Origin of the sequence: Photobacterium profundum (genome assembly GCF_003026285.1) — a bacterium.
Taxonomy (GTDB): Bacteria; Pseudomonadota; Gammaproteobacteria; order Enterobacterales; family Vibrionaceae; genus Photobacterium; species Photobacterium profundum.
In genome coordinates this window covers 14840-29217 of the sequence record NZ_PYOD01000013.1, presented here as the reverse complement: position 1 = coordinate 29217, position 14378 = coordinate 14840, and the positions used below count along the sequence as shown (strand labels likewise).

At 42.3% G+C, this 14378-nt stretch carries 13 protein-coding genes; 10 read left to right on the top strand and 3 right to left on the bottom strand.

Annotation, left to right across the window (positions count from 1 at the left end; genetic code table 11):
- The first annotated feature begins 182 nt into the window (after positions 1 to 182).
- From C9J48_RS21100 to luxS, 5 genes are all read left to right on the top strand, one after another.
- The gene (locus tag C9J48_RS21100) at positions 183 to 614 is read left to right on the top strand and encodes a YqaA family protein (RefSeq protein WP_006232618.1); all 432 of its coding nucleotides are present in this window, start codon (positions 183 to 185) and stop codon (positions 612 to 614) included.
- 11 nt (positions 615 to 625) lie between these two features.
- Entirely contained in the window at positions 626 to 3472 is a 2847-nt protein-coding gene (locus C9J48_RS21095; RefSeq protein WP_006232617.1) for a M16 family metallopeptidase, read from the top strand.
- Between the two features lie 153 nt (positions 3473 to 3625).
- Entirely contained in the window at positions 3626 to 5191 is a 1566-nt protein-coding gene (gene gshA / locus C9J48_RS21090; protein ID WP_006232616.1) for a glutamate--cysteine ligase, read from the top strand.
- A gap of 206 nt (positions 5192 to 5397) precedes the next feature.
- Complete coding sequence (locus C9J48_RS21085) at positions 5398 to 6009, top strand: transglycosylase SLT domain-containing protein (protein WP_006232615.1); 612 nt, start codon at positions 5398 to 5400, stop codon at positions 6007 to 6009.
- 69 nt (positions 6010 to 6078) lie between these two features.
- Entirely contained in the window at positions 6079 to 6597 is a 519-nt protein-coding gene (luxS, locus tag C9J48_RS21080; RefSeq protein ID WP_006232614.1) for an S-ribosylhomocysteine lyase, read from the top strand.
- Positions 6598 to 6673: 76 nt separating this feature from the next.
- On the opposite strand, the gene C9J48_RS21075 is transcribed toward luxS, so the two are convergent.
- Together C9J48_RS21075 and C9J48_RS21070 are read right to left on the bottom strand one after the other, a co-directional pair.
- A complete protein-coding gene (locus C9J48_RS21075; protein ID WP_036803988.1) occupies positions 6674 to 7951 on the bottom strand; it encodes an HlyC/CorC family transporter in 1278 nt (425 codons plus the stop codon).
- Between the two features lie 86 nt (positions 7952 to 8037).
- On the bottom strand, positions 8038 to 8835 hold the full coding sequence (locus C9J48_RS21070) for a cytochrome C assembly family protein (protein WP_006232612.1): 798 nt from the start codon (positions 8833 to 8835) through the stop codon (positions 8038 to 8040).
- A gap of 149 nt (positions 8836 to 8984) precedes the next feature.
- Between C9J48_RS21070 and ffh the strand changes: the two genes are divergently transcribed.
- From ffh to rplS, 5 genes are all read left to right on the top strand, one after another.
- Positions 8985 to 10352, top strand: a complete 1368-nt coding sequence (ffh, locus tag C9J48_RS21065) for a signal recognition particle protein (RefSeq protein WP_006232611.1) — start codon at positions 8985 to 8987, stop codon at positions 10350 to 10352.
- Positions 10353 to 10531: 179 nt separating this feature from the next.
- On the top strand, positions 10532 to 10783 hold the full coding sequence (gene rpsP / locus C9J48_RS21060; RefSeq protein WP_006232610.1) for a 30S ribosomal protein S16: 252 nt from the start codon (positions 10532 to 10534) through the stop codon (positions 10781 to 10783).
- Positions 10784 to 10813: 30 nt separating this feature from the next.
- On the top strand, positions 10814 to 11347 hold the full coding sequence (rimM, locus tag C9J48_RS21055; RefSeq protein ID WP_006232609.1) for a ribosome maturation factor RimM: 534 nt from the start codon (positions 10814 to 10816) through the stop codon (positions 11345 to 11347).
- A gap of 26 nt (positions 11348 to 11373) precedes the next feature.
- Entirely contained in the window at positions 11374 to 12123 is a 750-nt protein-coding gene (trmD, locus tag C9J48_RS21050; RefSeq protein ID WP_006232608.1) for a tRNA (guanosine(37)-N1)-methyltransferase TrmD, read from the top strand.
- A gap of 30 nt (positions 12124 to 12153) precedes the next feature.
- Positions 12154 to 12507: a 50S ribosomal protein L19 gene (rplS, locus tag C9J48_RS21045; RefSeq protein WP_006232607.1), complete on the top strand. Its 354-nt coding sequence runs from the start codon at positions 12154 to 12156 to the stop codon at positions 12505 to 12507.
- Positions 12508 to 12809: 302 nt separating this feature from the next.
- On the opposite strand, the gene C9J48_RS21040 is transcribed toward rplS, so the two are convergent.
- Entirely contained in the window at positions 12810 to 14288 is a 1479-nt protein-coding gene (locus C9J48_RS21040) for a carbon starvation CstA family protein (protein WP_006232606.1), read from the bottom strand.
- Positions 14289 to 14378: the final 90 nt, after the last annotated feature.

The window sequence follows — 14378 nt, the reverse complement described above, 5'->3', positions numbered from 1 at the left end:
TAACTGAAACCGTTGGCAAATAAGCTATTAAGAGTACATATTGACGCTTAAAATGCCTAATCTGAGGGGATTTGTGTATATAAGCTGCTCGAAACCGATCGTACTCGTAGCAAAATTGTTTTTAGCGACAAGCATTTAATATGCAGTGTTTTTTTTCGATTAGCTTGATGTAAGTAAATAAGATGTTAGATTTATTAAATGGCGATTCAGCATTATGGGTATTGTTCACCACTGGTTTTCTAAGTGCAACGTTGTTACCAGGCGGCTCTGAAGCCAACCTTATTGCAACGATTAAGTTGGGTGATAATGCCCTATGGCTTGTGGTATTAGTGGCGACGATAGGTAATACACTTGGTGGAATGACGAATTACTGGTTAGGGCGTTTACTACCAGATAAAACTTCTAAAGAAAAACATGGTCATAAAGCATTACAGTGGTTAAAAAAATATGGCTACTGGAGCTTATTCTTTAGTTGGTTACCCATTATTGGTGACCCTTTATGTTTAGCTGCGGGCTGGTTGCGAATGCACCATTGGCTGAGCTTTATCATTATTATGATCGGCAAAGCTATGCGTTACATTGTGTTGGCTCTAGTAGTACAAGGTTTTTTATAAGGAATGCTATAGTGCAAAAGTGGGTTTTAAGTGTCACGTTGCTATCAATTGCAGGGTGTAGTAATCAAATAGGGCAAGAGACATCAACATTGCCTGAAGGTGTTACATTCGTCGAGCAAGTTGCAGGAGTGAAAGGGCAGCCTGTAATTCCTTACAGTAAATATACACTTGAGAACGGTTTAACCGTTGTTCTACACGAAGATAAATCAGACCCATTAGTGCATGTCGATATGACCTACCATGTTGGCTCTGCCCGTGAACAAGAAGGTAAATCAGGTTTTGCTCATTTCTTTGAACATATGATGTTTCAAGGATCTGAGCACGTTGGCGATCAAGAGCATTTTCGTTTGATCACCGAGGCTGGTGGTACGTTAAACGGAACGACCAATCGAGACCGTACAAATTATTTCGAAACGGTACCTGCGAATCAATTAGAAAAAATGTTATGGCTAGAGTCAGATCGCATGGGCTTTTTACTCGGTGCTGTCTCTCAACGTAAATTTGAAATTCAACGCTCAACGGTTAAAAATGAACGCGCTCAGCGTTATGAAAACCGCCCTTATGGTTTAGTTTATGAGCGCCTTGGCGAAGCCCTTTATCCACGTACTCACCCTTACTCATGGCAAACTATTGGTTATGTTGAAGATCTTGAACGTGTTGATGTTAATGATCTAAAAGCATTCTTCCTGCGTTGGTATGGTCCGAATAATGCCACGCTAACGATCGGTGGTGATTTAGACAAAGAACAAACATTAGCATGGGTTAATAAATACTTTGGCTCAATCCCTCGTGGCCCTGAAGTTAAAGATATGCCTAAGCAACCCGTTACGCTGGATGCTGACCGCTATATAACCTTAGAAGATAAAGTTCAGCAACCTATGTTGATGATGGCATGGCCGACGTCATTTAACGGCTCAGAAGATGAAGCATCACTTGATATGCTGGCCAAAGTGATTGGCGGTGGTAAAAATAGTCTGCTCTATCAAAACTTAGTGAAAACCGGTGATGTTGTTGATGCGGGTGCCTACCATGATTGTGCAGAGCTTGCGTGTACCATGTATGTGTATGCGATTGGACAAAGTGGTGAGAAAGGCAACTTAAAAGAGCTGCGCAGTAAAGTGGTATCCACCCTTGATGATTTAGAAGAACGAGGGGTCAGTGAGAAAGAGCTGAACGAACTAAAAGGCATGGTCGAAGCGAATGCTATTTTTGGCTTACAAAGTGTGAGCGGAAAAGTATCTCAATTGGCTGCCTATCAGACATTTTACGGTAACCCTAATCATTTAAGTGTAGAGCTACAACAATTACGTGATGTTTCGACAGAGAGCATTGAGTCTGCGTATATGCAGTACGTAAATGGTAACCCTAACGTTACCTTAAGTGTTGTGCCTAAAGGTAAAACTGATTTGGTTGCCGCTAAGTCAAATTACACGCCAATGCCTCGTATTATTCCTGAGCATAAAAAGCTAACAGATAAACAATTAGCATTACGTGAACCGGTTGATAACTTTGATCGCAATGTAATGCCACAGCCTTCACAGCCGGTGGAAGCTGTAATGCCAACCTTGTACCAATTTGAGTTAGCCAATGGTATTAAAGTGCTTGGTACCAAATACCAAGAAACCCCAACGGTAGAGTTACAAATGGTTATTCCTGCTGGGCGTCGTTTTGAGCCAATGGGGAAAACAGGGTTATCTAAGCTTGTTGCTGCCATGATGAATGAAGCAAGTACTCAATCAACCGCAGAAGAATTGTCATCACGATTAGATTCGTTGGGCAGTACTGTTAGTTTTAATGCTGGCTTGTACGGTACAACCGTCTCGGTAACATCGCTGGATAAAAACATAGTACAAACGCTGGCTATCTTGGAAGAGCGTTTATTTAAACCTGCTTTCAATGAAGTTGATTTTGACCGTTTAAAAGCACAAGCGATTGAAGGTGCGGTATACGAACATCAACGTCCTGATTGGCTAGCAAGCCAAGCAACGCGTGAAATTTTGTATAAAGGGACCCCGTTTAGTCTACCGCCAGAAGGTACTAAGTTATCTTTAAACAGTATTACCTTAAAAGATGTAAAAGACTTTTATAACACCTATTACACGCCGAACGGCGCTGATATCGTTGTTGTAGGTGATGTAACAGAACAGCAATTAACCCAAAAAATTGATTTTTTATCAAATTGGCAAGGGGCGGCTAAACCAGTACCTAGCGCGATTGTATTACCGAGCATAGAAAAACAAGCGATTTGGATGGTTGATAAACCGGGTGCGCCACAAACGATCATTCGTCTTGTTCGCCAAGGTTTACCTTATGATGCAACTGGTGAGTTATACGAAACGCAATTGGCTAATTTCAATTTAGCGGGTAACTTCAATAGCCGTATCAACTTAAATTTGCGTGAAGATAAAGGCTATACCTATGGCGCTGGTGGTTATCAAACCGGCGGGAAAGAGGTGGGGTTATCTGTGTTTTATGCCCAAGTGCGTGCTGATGCTAGCTTAGCGTCGGCGAAAGAGTTTTTGGCTGAACTTGAAAAAATGAGCACAGAAGGTGTAACAGATAAAGAAGTCGACTTTATGCGTTTAGCTGTTGGGCAGAAAGATGCACTCAGTTATGAAACACCAAGTAAAAAGGCACAACTGCTTGGTCAGATCCTAACGTATTCACTGCCTGATAACTTTGTTGAAGAGCGTAATGAAATTGTTGCGAATATCAGTAAAGAACGTCTAAATGAATTAGCCCAAAAGTGGTTTAAGCCAGAAGATTATCAAATCATCGTGGTGGGTGATGCGAAAGCGTTGACGCCACAGTTTGAAACTCTGGGTATTCCGTTGAAAACAATTCAGCCTAATCTTTAAGGGGCCACCTTAATTATTTGATGAAAAACCGGCGTGTTAGAGCGTCGGTTTTTTCCATATAGTAAAAGTGTTTCTCCATAAAACTAATGGTAATCAGTACCAATAATGATTACTCTACTTTTTCAATTATGATAATAAACGAGAATGGCCTTCATGGATTTTTCACAAAGGTTGCAGCAGATTTCCGCTAATTCTGATGCCTTAACACAACTCGGTCGTGGTCTTGAGCGTGAAGCGCTGCGAATTACATCGGAAGGTAACTTATCAGATCAACCGCATCCGGTTGGATTAGGATCAGCATTAACCAATAAGTGGGTTACCACCGATTTTGCAGAATCACTGTTAGAGTTTATAACTCCAGTATCGCAAAATGTTGACCATTTATTGACGCAATTAAGTGATATTCACCAGTTTACGTATCGCCAAATGGGTGACGAACGTTTATGGCCAATGTCGATGCCATGTTTTGTCGGTAAAGAGAATGACATCACGCTAGCGCAATACGGTAGTTCAAATACCGGACGTATGAAAACTTTGTACCGTGAAGGATTGAAGCATCGTTATGGCAGCGTTATGCAGGTTATTTCTGGTGTGCACTTCAATTTTTCTTTCCCTGAATCATTTTGGCAAGAATTGTTCGGTGATCAAAGCGAGCAAGATCGTCAAGATTCTATTTCAGATGCGTATTTCGGCCTGATTCGAAACTACTATCGTTTTGGTTGGTTAATCCCGTATTTATTTGGTGCGTCGCCAGCGTTATGCGGTTCATTCCTGAATAAAAATAATTCTTCAGTCGATTTTAAGCAGTTAGGTTGTGGTACTTATTACCTACCGAATGCGACAGCTTTACGCCTAAGTGATTTGGGTTATACCAATAATGCACAAAGCTCGTTGAAAATTGGCTTTAATAGCCTAGATCAATATCTTGATGGTTTGAATAAAGCTATCCGTACACCGTCTGATGACTTTGCAGACATTGGCGTGAAAGTGGATGGTGAGTACCGTCAGTTAAATAGCAATGTACTGCAAATTGAGAATGAATTGTATGCACCTATCCGCCCTAAGCGTGTAGCCAAAGATGGCGAGAAGCCTTCAGAAGCACTCGGTCGTGCTGGTGTTGAGTATATTGAAGTACGATCATTAGATGTGAATCCTTTCAGTCCTATTGGTATTACGGAAGATCAGGTTCGATTCCTTGATTTATTCCTTACGTGGGCCGTGCTTACACCGTCTGATGATATGGATGACTCAGAATTAGCATGCTGGCGTGATAACTGGAATCGCGTTGTGCTTGATGGTCGAAACCCTGATTTGATGTTGAAAATTGGCTGTAATGGTGAGCGCTTATCGCTACAAGATTGGGGCGTGCGCGTATTCAAAGAGCTGCAAGATGTTGCGGTTGTGATGGATAAAGCAGCAGGTGACAATAAATATCAGGAAACTTGTGAACGATTGAAAGGTTGGATTCTTAACCCTGATCTAACGCTATCTGCTCAATTGCTAGAAAGTGTGAAACAAAATGAAGGTATCGGCTCCGTTGGATATCAGCTAGCAACAGAGCACAGTCAAACGATGGCTGAGCGGCCTTATGGCTTTTACTCTCAATCAGAATTTGATGTTGAAGCTAAAATGTCAGTAGATAAGCAACGTAAAATTGAACAAGGTGATACGGTATCATTTGAACAATTTTTAGATGATTACTTTGCTGATTTGAAGTGATTTGAAGTGATTTTAATTTTAGAATAATAAGATTAAAAGTTGGGCGGCTATATATATAGCCGCCCATAAATAATTTCGCAGGGATGACGACAGCTTTACTGCCTGTCATTAATTCAGACCATGATAAATGCACTTGGTTCAAACCGATTTTTGGATTGCATTAACTTAAGTTAGGTTTGTTCACACACTGTTTGGTGAATGAAAATATGCTGTCTGCTGTACGCTTACTGATACTGTTTGGTGTTTTACTGACAGTGACGGGTTGTGCGACTCCTCCACCGAAAAACCAATCTAATATCTGTAGTATTTTTAGAGAAAATCCGAGTTGGTATGATGATGCTGTTGATATGCAAAAAGAATGGGGTACTCCCATTAATGTTGCGATGGCATTTATTAAACAAGAAAGTAGTTTTCGTCATGATGCTCGCCCACCAAAAGATTACATTTTAGGCTTTATTCCTTGGGGCAGAGTGAGTAGTGCGTATGGTTACGCACAAGCGCAAGATCCAGCCTGGGAAGATTATCAAAAAGCGACAAAAAATGGTGGGTCACGAACAAATTTTGATGATGCACTACACTTTATTGGCTGGTACACCCATGAAACTCAGCGTCAGTTAGGTATCTCTAAATGGGATGCTTATAGTCAATACTTGGCGTACCATGAGGGGCGAGGTGGCTTTAAGCGTGGTTCTTACAAAAGTAAACCAACCTTGATTAAGATTGCCCGTAAAGTTGAGAAACAATCAAAAGATTATGGTTGGCAGTTAAAGCAATGCCGCAAAGAGTTAGACGATAACCGCAGCTGGTGGCCGTTCTAATTGAACGACCGCGCGGTTATGTTTCCCTCAGTATAGAGAACTAAACGCTAGGCAAAGGAGAAGGATGTTATGCCGTTATTAGATAGTTTTACTGTTGATCATACGCGAATGAATGCCCCTGCGGTACGTGTGGCAAAAACCATGCAAACGCCCAAAGGTGACACAATCACAGTATTTGATCTTCGTTTCTGTCGTCCTAATATGGATATTTTAAGTGAGCGTGGAATTCATACACTTGAGCACCTATACGCAGGCTTTATGCGTAACCACTTGAATTCAAGCCGTGTGGAAATTATTGATATCTCACCAATGGGGTGTCGTACGGGTTTTTACATGAGTTTAATTGGCACACCTAGCGAGCAAGATGTTGCCGCTGGTTGGACTGCAGCCATGGAAGATGTACTAAAGGTCGAATCGCAAGATAAAATCCCAGAATTGAATGAATACCAGTGTGGTACATACAGTATGCATTCATTAGAAGAAGCAAAAGATATTGCTAAAACAATTCTTGCTGAAGGGATTAATGTTAATAAGAATGACGAATTAGCCTTGCCTGAAAGTATGTTGAAAGAGCTCGATGTAAAGTAGATACGCCACTGCTAATTAGAATCAAAAAAGCCAGCAGATATATTGCTGGCTTTTTTCTTTGCTGCATTACAGGAGATTAGCCTGCTTGCTTTAACGTCGTTGGTAAGATCTTAACCAATTTAATCATGTTGTCAGATACGTCCATAATGACCATTTGATGCCCTGCGACTTCGATACTTAATTGGCTATCTGGAATATCTTCTAACTGCTCTAAAATCAAACCGTTCAGCGTGCGCGGGCCATCGGTCGGTAAACTCCAATTCAGACTTTTATTAAGGTCTCGAATATTGGCACTGCCTTCGATCAGCAAGCTGCCATCGGCTTGTGATGTGACCTCTTCCGCTAAGGTCGGTGCAATAGATGTCGTAAACTCACCCACAATTTCTTCAAGAATGTCTTCCAGTGTAATCAAGCCCTGAATATCACCGTATTCATCCACAATTAAACCAATGCGTTCTTTATTACGTTGGAATTTTAAGAGTTGAGTATTGAGTGGGGTAGCTTCTGGAATGAAATACACTTCATCGGCGGCACGCAACAGGTTTGCTTTACTGAAGTCATTTTTTTCCATCATCAAACGGTATGCTTCACGTACACGTAACATACCAACGACTTCATCAATCGTATCCCGATATAGCACGATACGGCCATGTGCCGAGTGGATGAGTTGACGCGTGATGGATTTCCAATCGTCATTAATGTTGATAGCGGCAATGTCACTGCGCGGGACCATTAAGTCTTCGACGGTCACATTTTCTAAATCTAGAATAGATAAAAGCATATCTTGGTGACGGCGAGGGATTAAGCCGCCAGCTTCATCAACAATCGTACGTAATTCAGCTGAATTAAGCTTTGAGCTATCCATGTTATCGACTTTTAGCCCGAGAAGAAGCAAAAAGCCATTGGTAATGCCGTTTACAAACCAGACCAGCGGATACAGCACTTTCATGAGCACGTTAAGCACAAGACTACTGAGGTAAGAAACGCGTTCAGGGTAAATCGTTGCCAGTGTTTTTGGCGTGACTTCAGAAAATACTAATACCACTAAGGTGAGGGCACCCGTTGCTATCGCAACACCGAGATCACCGTATAGGCGCATTCCGATTATGGTCGCAATGGCTGAAGCTAGAATATTGACGAGATTGTTGCCAATCAGAATCAGACCGATAAGGCGATCTGGGCGGGAAAGCAGTTTTTCAACACGTTTTGCCCCACGGTGCCCTTGATTCGCTAAATGCCGCAACTTGTAACGGTTGAGGGACATCATGCCGGTTTCAGAGCCGGAAAAATATCCGGAAATAATGAGTAGCAATATCAGTAGGGAGAATAATACTCCCGTGGATATGTCGTCCAAAAATCTAGTTCCTTAACGTTTTGTTCACAAGTACAGTTGTACTTATTTGATTACAAGTGTCAATAGTACTTCATTATTAGACGGTTTTAGCCCCCAATTATGATTTCTTTCACAAAACGGCTACCAAAGTAAGCAAGTGTTAGAAGAAATGCACCGACTAAACTAAACCAGATTACCCTACGACCACGCCACCCTTTTTGGTAGTGTCCCCAAAGTAATACGCTATAAACCCCCCACGCAAGTAGAGAAAGCACCGCTTTATGGGTTTTGCCTTGTGCCAACATATCTTGAATAAAAAAGATGCCAGAAATCAGGGTAACGGTTAAAAGTGAATTACCGACCAAAATGATCTTGAAAAGCTGACGTTCCACCATCATTAAAGGAGGAATGTTAGGATTAATTTTCAAGCTCTTCTTATTTTTTAATTTGTGATCCAACCATGCTAATTGAATAGCATACAAGGTCGCAATCATAAGTGTTGAATAAGAAAACAATGCAAGAGATATATGAAATAAGACTTGAGGGTGACCTTCTAAATGGGTAATAAAGGCACCGGGCAATAATGTTGCGGCCGATAAATTAATGGCAGCAAAGCTATATATAACAGGAAGCAAAAACCATACTCGCATGCGTAACATCGCGAATGTTGTTAATGTTGCAATGATCAAACTGATCAACGAGGCAACATTCAATATACTGAGGTTTTGCCCTGCGCCACCCAAAATTAAGTCTTTCAACAGCAAGGTATGTAACGTTATTGCCACTAAAGCCGCAATAAAAACCGGCTTAGTTTTAATTCCATTACTATTGGTTAAGCCTGGAACAACAAGTCCCAGAGCGAGAAAATAAAAGCAAGCGGCCACTAAGGCTATTAACGTATCCATAGTAAACTGTTAACTAGTTAAGATGGTTAGAGATCGCAATTATACCCTGCTCAAACAATAGTCGCTATCTATAACATGAAAGCGGATGCAGGATTGCGGTATACTAACTGTAATTATTTAGATTTTATTGCGTAACGAGCGAGTAGCACATGTTCGAAAATTTAACGGAGCGTTTATCGCGAACGCTTAAAAATGTCAGTGGCCGTGGTCGCCTGACGGACGACAACATCAAAGATACGCTACGTGAAGTACGTATGGCGTTACTCGAAGCTGATGTTGCGCTGCCAGTTGTTCGCGAATTCGTCAAGCGCGTAAAAGAGCGTGCTGTAGGTAGTGAAGTATCTAAAAGCCTTACTCCTGGTCAAGAGTTCATCAAAATTGTTCAAGCTGAGCTTGAGTCGGTTATGGGTGAATCAAATGAAGCACTGGACTTAGCTTGTCAGCCTCCAGCGGTCATTTTGATGGCGGGTCTGCAAGGTGCGGGTAAAACCACCAGTGTTGGTAAGTTAGGTAAAGTACTTAAAGAACGCGAAAAGAAAAATGTTCTTGTTGTTTCTGCCGATGTTTACCGCCCAGCGGCGATCAAACAGCTAGAAACGCTCGCGAACGATATTGGGATTGATTTCTTCCCATCATCAGCAGAGCAAAAGCCGGTTGATATCGTAAGCGCTGCAGTTGCTCATGGTAAATTGAAGTTTTATGACGTCGTTATTGTCGATACAGCAGGTCGTCTGCATGTTGATGATGTGATGATGGATGAAATTAAAGATATTCATAAAGCAGCTAATCCGGTTGAAACCTTGTTCGTGGTCGATGCCATGACAGGTCAGGATGCGGCAAATACTGCGAAAGCCTTCAACGATGCACTACCGTTAACCGGTGTCATTCTGACGAAAGTCGATGGCGATGCTCGTGGTGGTGCAGCTTTATCTGTGCGTCATATTACTGGTAAGCCGATTAAATTCTTGGGTGTGGGGGAAAAGACCGACGCACTAGAACCGTTCCATCCTAATCGTGTGGCTTCGCGTATTCTGGGCATGGGTGATGTACTGTCACTGATCGAAGACCTAGAGCGTAATGTAGATAAAAGCCAAGCAGAAGAATTAGCAAAGAAGTTTAAAGAAAAGAAAGGTTTTGACCTTGAAGACTTCCGTAGCCAGCTTCAACAAATGAAGAACATGGGTGGCATGGGCGGCATGATGGATAAATTGCCAGGCATGTCTCAACTACCCGATAATGTAAAAGATCAAGTTGACGATCGTATGTTTTTACAAATGGAAGCTATTATTAATTCCATGACTAAAGGTGAACGTTCACGTCCAGAGATTATCAAAGGATCGCGTAAAAAGCGTATCGCAACGGGTTCTGGTACACAGGTGCAAGATGTTAACCGCCTACTGAAGCAATTCACCCAGATGCAAAAGATGATGAAAAAAATGCAAAAAGGTGGAATGAAGAACATGATGCGTAATATGAAGGGCATGATGCCTGGTGGCGGCATGTTCCCTGGGCGTTAATTTGTTCATATTTATCGGTTTTTTATTTTTTGTTTTATCTGATTGGTGAAAAAGTAGCTAAATAAGTTGCATTCATCGGCTCAAAGAGTAAAATTCCGAGGCTTCAAAATTTGGCACTGGCCCCGTTTTATTAGACGGGGCCAATTTATTTACAGTAATGCAAAACTAAAGAGGACGATATGGTTACCATTCGTTTGGCACGTCACGGCGCTAAGAAGCGTCCATTTTACCAAATCGTTGTTGCTGATTCTCGTTGCGCACGCGACGGTCGTAACATCGAAAAAATCGGTTTCTTCAACCCGCTAGCTAAGGGTCAGGAAGAGCGTTTACGTCTAGATCTTGACCGTGTTAATCACTGGGTTGGTCTTGGCGCAACTGTGTCTGACCGCACAGCTAAGCTAATCAAAGACGCTGCTAAAGCAGCTGCTTAATTTAGCAAAATCAGGTAGAGATATAGAACTATGAGCTCACAAAACCAAGACTTAGTTGTTGTCGGTAAACTGGGTGCCACCTACGGTATCAAGGGTTGGCTCAAGGTTTTCTCCTACACTGAACAGTCTGAAAGTATTTTCGCCTATCAACCTTGGCTTATTAAAGTAAAGGGTGAATGGAAGCCAATCCAGATTGAATCCTGGAAGAAGCATGGTCAGGGCATAGTGGCTAAGTTAGAGGGCCTGGACATCCGTGAGGATGCACAGATTTTCACTAACGCTGAGGTCGCTGTACATGCAGATCAACTACCCGCACTGTCAGGAGAAGAATTCTACTGGCGTGAATTGTATGGCATGTCTGTTGTTACTACCGAAGGTTACGATCTAGGTAAAGTGACAGATATCCTGGAAACAGGGTCAAACGATGTATTAGTTGTGAAAGCTAACCTGAAAGATGCTTTTGGACAGAAGGAACGCTTAATACCGTTCCTCGATGAGCAGGTCATCAAGTCGATTGATCGCACTGCTCAGCGGATCGAAGTTGACTGGGATCCTGGATTTTAACCTCTGGTAACTAAGCGAGCGAACACATGTGGGTTGGTGTTATAAGCCTTTTTCCTGAAATGTTCACTTCTATTACCAATTTTGGGGTAACAGGCCAGGCGGTAAAAAAAGGCCTTTTGTCTATCGATACGTGGAATCCTCGTGATTTTACGGAAGATAAACACCGTACGGTTGATGATCGACCATACGGCGGTGGACCAGGTATGTTAATGATGGTGCAGCCTTTGCGCGATGCCATTCATACCGCTAAAAAGTCTGCTAAAGGCAAGGCTAAAGTGATTTACCTCTCCCCTCAGGGCCGTAAGCTTGATCAAGCTGGTGTTGAGGAGTTAGCACAGAATGAGAGCCTGATTCTTATCTGTGGTCGATATGAAGGGGTAGATGAGCGCATTATCCAACAGGAAGTAGACGAAGAATGGTCTATTGGGGATTTTGTACTGACTGGGGGTGAACTTCCAGCCATGACCTTAGTTGACGCTGTGGTTCGGTTTGTACCGGGCGTGCTGGGTGACTTTGCGTCAGCAGAAGAAGATTCTTTTGCAAATGGTCTGTTAGATTGTCCACATTACACGCGTCCTGATGTGTTAGACGGGCATGCAGTACCAAAAGTATTGATGTCAGGAAACCATAAGGATATTAGTCGCTGGCGATTAAAACAATCGTTGGGCCGCACTTGGCTAAGAAGACCAGAGCTCCTGGGAAATCTAGCTCTGACTGACGATCAGGAATTCTTGCTCGCGGAATTTATTCGCGAATATAAAGCAAGCATTATTTAATTTAGTATCAGTTTATTCTAGGATATAGCAATGAGTAACATCATCAAGCAGATCGAAGACGAGCAACTAAAACAAGATCTACCTACTTTTGCACCGGGCGACACAGTTGTTGTTCAGGTTAAAGTAAAAGAAGGCGATCGTGAGCGTCTACAGGCGTTCGAAGGCGTGGTTATCGCTAAGCGTAACCGTGGTCTACATTCTGCATTTACTGTTCGTAAAATCTCGAACGGTGAAGGCGTTGAGCGTGCGTTCCAAACTCACTCTCCAGTAGTTGATAGCATTACTGTTAAGCGTCGTGGTTTAGTACGTCGTGCCAAACTGTACTACCTACGTGAGCGTTCTGGTAAAGCAGCACGTATCAAAGAGAAGCTTGTTCGCAAGTAATCTTAAACGTATGACGTTTATCGAAAAAGCCCACCTTACGGTGGGCTTTTTTTTGTCTAAAAATGAGCAATCCAGCGTAATCACTTTTCAACAATACCCTTGAATTCATAATGTTTCTCGTTAATACCATCTTGAATAAGCAAATACTCAACGATGATAAAGCAGAGTAACAAGTCGATGGAAAAGACTGATGGGTAAGCAAGAACTCAATATGACCGACCAAAGAGTTAATTATGTATTTCTCATTACTATAAAAAAACCAGCCTAGTGGCTGGTTTTTGTGTTTTAGGGGGAACTAAAACTTATACAGTTTCTAACTTACCGTCTTCTTCATTGGCAAGGTCAGTTTCGCCTTTACCTTTCGATTTCTTAATGACGTAGCCTGTAATCGCTAGCATTGCTACAAGACCCGTAATTGTTGATGTCATCATTGATAAACCAAAGCCTAGTTGGCTGTTGTTTAAGATGAAGGTAATACAAACTGTTGTCATGAACATTGCTGGTACAGTCGCTACCCAATGCAGTTTATTGTGACGCAGTAGGTAAGCAGAGGCTGTCCACAGCATCATTACGGCTGTTGTTTGGTTTGCAAAGCCGAAGTAGCGCCAGATAATACCGAAGTCGACTTGCGTTAGAATGCCACCAAGAATAAATAATGGTAATGCCATTAGTAGGCGGTTACGCAGGGCTTTCTGATCCATATTGAAATATTCAGCAAGGATTAGACGGCTTGAACGGAATGCAGTGTCACCAGAGGTAATCGGTAAGATAACCACACCTAAGAAAGCAATAATACCGCCAAACACACCCAGTAAACCGATAGATGAGTTGTATACCACACTACCAGGGCCGCCTGTAGATATTGCTTCTGATAGCGCTTCAACAGAGCCGAAGAAAGACAATGCTAGGGCACACCAGATTAATGCGATAACACCTTCACCAATCATTGCGCCGTAAAATACGAAGCGGCCGTTCTTTTCATTCTCGAGGCAGCGAGCCATCAGTGGCGACTGGGTTGCGTGGAAACCAGAAATAGCACCACAAGCGATAGTGATGAACAGTGCAGGCCACAGAGGCAAGTCATTCGGGTTCATGTTTGTGAACATTTGGCTCATCTCGTAATCACCCAGTAGCGTGTGCTCACTGGAGAATGCGATAGCGGTAATAAGCCCCACAGACATAAAGATAAGTAACGCGCCAAATAACGGGTAGAAACGACCGATGATTTTATCAACAGGAACAATTGTCGCGATGATGTAATAAGCAAAAATAATCACAACCATTGTCGTCATTGACATATCAATGCCAGTTTGTTCGTTCACAAGGTTAGTGATCATGCCTGCAGGCGCAGATACGAATACCACACCAACTAATAGCAACAGTACGATAGCAAAGATATTCATAAAATGTTTTGCACCGTTGCCTAGGTAGCGTCCCGTAATTGTCGGTACTGATGCACCATTATTACGAATCGACAGCATACCCGAGAAGTAATCATGTACTGCGCCGGCGAAGATACACCCTAATACAATCCATAACATGGCTGCTGGGCCATATAGCGCGCCCATAATCGGACCAAAAATAGGACCTACACCCGCGATGTTTAATAACTGAACAAGGTAAACCTTCTTGTTCGACATTGGCACATAATCTACGCCATCTTGTTTACTATATGCCGGTGTTTGGCGATTTTCATTTATGCCAAATATCTTTTCAATAAAGGCACCGTAGATGAAGTAACCACCGATTAGTGCAGCAACGCAGAGTAAGAACCAAGTCATTTTGTTTTCTCGCTGTGATGTTGGGAATTTGATAACGCTTACAATAGTAAAGTGATGGACGATAGATGCACGCAGTAAAACAGTGAGTGG

Bases quoted from the DNA above. Each gene is read 5' to 3' on its own strand.
- gshA (WP_006232616.1), top strand. From the start codon at position 3,626: ATGGATTTTTCACAAAGGTTGCAGCAGATTTCCGCTAATTCTGATGCC.
- ffh (WP_006232611.1), top strand. From the start codon at position 8,985: ATGTTCGAAAATTTAACGGAGCGTTTATCGCGAACGCTTAAAAATGTC.
- rpsP (WP_006232610.1), top strand. From the start codon at position 10,532: ATGGTTACCATTCGTTTGGCACGTCACGGCGCTAAGAAGCGTCCATTT.
- C9J48_RS21100 (WP_006232618.1), top strand. From the start codon at position 183: ATGTTAGATTTATTAAATGGCGATTCAGCATTATGGGTATTGTTCACC.
- trmD (WP_006232608.1), top strand. From the start codon at position 11,374: ATGTGGGTTGGTGTTATAAGCCTTTTTCCTGAAATGTTCACTTCTATT.
- luxS (WP_006232614.1), top strand. From the start codon at position 6,079: ATGCCGTTATTAGATAGTTTTACTGTTGATCATACGCGAATGAATGCC.
- C9J48_RS21040 (WP_006232606.1), bottom strand. From the start codon at position 14,288: ATGACTTGGTTCTTACTCTGCGTTGCTGCACTAATCGGTGGTTACTTC.
- C9J48_RS21085 (WP_006232615.1), top strand. From the start codon at position 5,398: ATGCTGTCTGCTGTACGCTTACTGATACTGTTTGGTGTTTTACTGACA.
- rplS (WP_006232607.1), top strand. From the start codon at position 12,154: ATGAGTAACATCATCAAGCAGATCGAAGACGAGCAACTAAAACAAGAT.
- rimM (WP_006232609.1), top strand. From the start codon at position 10,814: ATGAGCTCACAAAACCAAGACTTAGTTGTTGTCGGTAAACTGGGTGCC.
- C9J48_RS21070 (WP_006232612.1), bottom strand. From the start codon at position 8,835: ATGGATACGTTAATAGCCTTAGTGGCCGCTTGCTTTTATTTTCTCGCT.